The sequence below is a fragment of the Spartinivicinus poritis genome (genome assembly GCF_028858535.1).
In the GTDB taxonomy this organism is placed as follows: Bacteria; Pseudomonadota; Gammaproteobacteria; order Pseudomonadales; family Zooshikellaceae; genus Spartinivicinus; species Spartinivicinus poritis.
In genome coordinates, this window is the sequence record NZ_JAPMOU010000149.1 from 1 (window position 1) to 1,540 (window position 1,540).

Annotated in this window: 1 protein-coding gene; it reads right to left on the reverse strand. The window is 36.2% G+C overall.

Going from position 1 to position 1,540, the window contains the following annotated elements; all coding sequences use genetic code 11:
- Nucleotides 1-799 precede the first annotated feature (799 nt).
- Nucleotides 800-1,183 (reverse strand): CPBP family glutamic-type intramembrane protease, encoded by a 384-nt coding sequence (locus ORQ98_RS29425; RefSeq protein ID WP_274692392.1) that lies wholly within the window; start codon nucleotides 1,181-1,183, stop codon nucleotides 800-802.
- Nucleotides 1,184-1,540 lie beyond the last annotated feature (357 nt).

Below are 1,540 nucleotides of genomic sequence, written 5' to 3' on the forward strand. Positions count from 1 at the left end.
CCTAGGGTCATCTGGTGATACAGATGGTTCTCTCGTAAGTCGGAGAACAACGACTTTATGCGACTTCATGTCGCACTCACGCACGCTTGCAGAGGGGACACGTTTCTCCAGATGAAGGGTTTACATCTATTAGGCCATCTGCTGCTGTAGTGGTCTAATAGAAACCAACACTTAACTAAGAGATAATAGCCACATGTGTTGTTGGAAGTAGCTATGACCAAAAAGAAGAAAACTTACACACCAGAATTTAAACAAGTTGCAGTCCAATTGTGTCCCCTTGGCAAATATGCGTAGACGTTAAAATATTTCAGTTTCCGCATGCTTACCAAGGGGACACCGTTTATGGCGGGTGTTCTGGAAGAACGTTTTATATAATCGCTATTATGAAAAATTTAATGCGTTCAAAAAAGCCTGTGAAAGTTTCTTCCGAAACCAGGATAAATACTATGATGATATTTTTTCAATCATGGGTAATGGATTAACTGAGTTTGCAGACGAGTTACTCAGCTACACCTAAAAATGATTCGTTATGGGTATATATTAAAAAAAGCTACCGCTCTCTTAATGTCGGACTCTACCAAACCGTCAGAGAGTGTCATTCATTTTGTGTAACTGCGCCTTCAGAGGGATACATCGTATTCTAAATCACCAGATAAAAGCTAGCATAAAAATAGTTTTTCTAGTCGTTCAGTATGTTTAAATGATAGTCTTCTCAATCAAACTCAGTTGTACTACAGATCAGCATTAATGATAAAGTTCACCCATTTATACTATGTAATAAAATACCATTTTATTTGAATTACTTACTAAAATAAAAGTACAAGTAAAAGCCCAGAAAAACTTCAATAAAAATGTGCATTAAGATAGGTAAGCATGCATTTTTACGATATACAGTCCATGCGGTTAAGCCAAAACTGAACACTATCATACCCAGTGTTTCTGGCCAAGGTTTTACTAAGTGATAAGCTCCTTCAAATACTGGTATCAGCAGCCAGCCTTTACCTGGTAATAATCGATTGAGATGAATAGGTAATAATACTCTATGCATCAGTTCCCAGCCAGGAAGCCACGCAAGAACCCATATGGTCCACATTAGTGGTTCTATAGGGTCAGTCAGATAATATTTTTCAAGGTCAGCGAAGAGTGGTATGGTTAACACTGCAACAAAAAGTACAACCGTCATAACTACCGATATGTGTATATCAGTGACCAATATACGACGAGGATTAAGCCAGTGCCTAGCATGTTTTATGGGCTCTTCAATATAAAATGAGATTAAATATAAGGCTAAAGGCACTATAAACCAAAAATAGATGCGGAATTGATTATGATTCGTTATATTGGAGGAATATTGATCAATAAATAAGATAGATCCAACATAAATAATGCATATTACACTCAATAGCAAATGAAATATGCGTTTTTTAGATATATATGATGACTTTATTTTCATTAATTAAATCTACCTAATTATCACTATACCTAAGCCATTAGCTGCTGTATATTTGAGCAGTATGGCAACTTGATTGAGAAGGTATAA

What these genes read in the sequence shown, in the direction of transcription:
- ORQ98_RS29425 (WP_274692392.1), bottom strand. Translation starts at nt 1,183, where the DNA reads ATGACGGTTGTACTTTTTGTTGCAGTGTTAACCATACCACTCTTCGCT.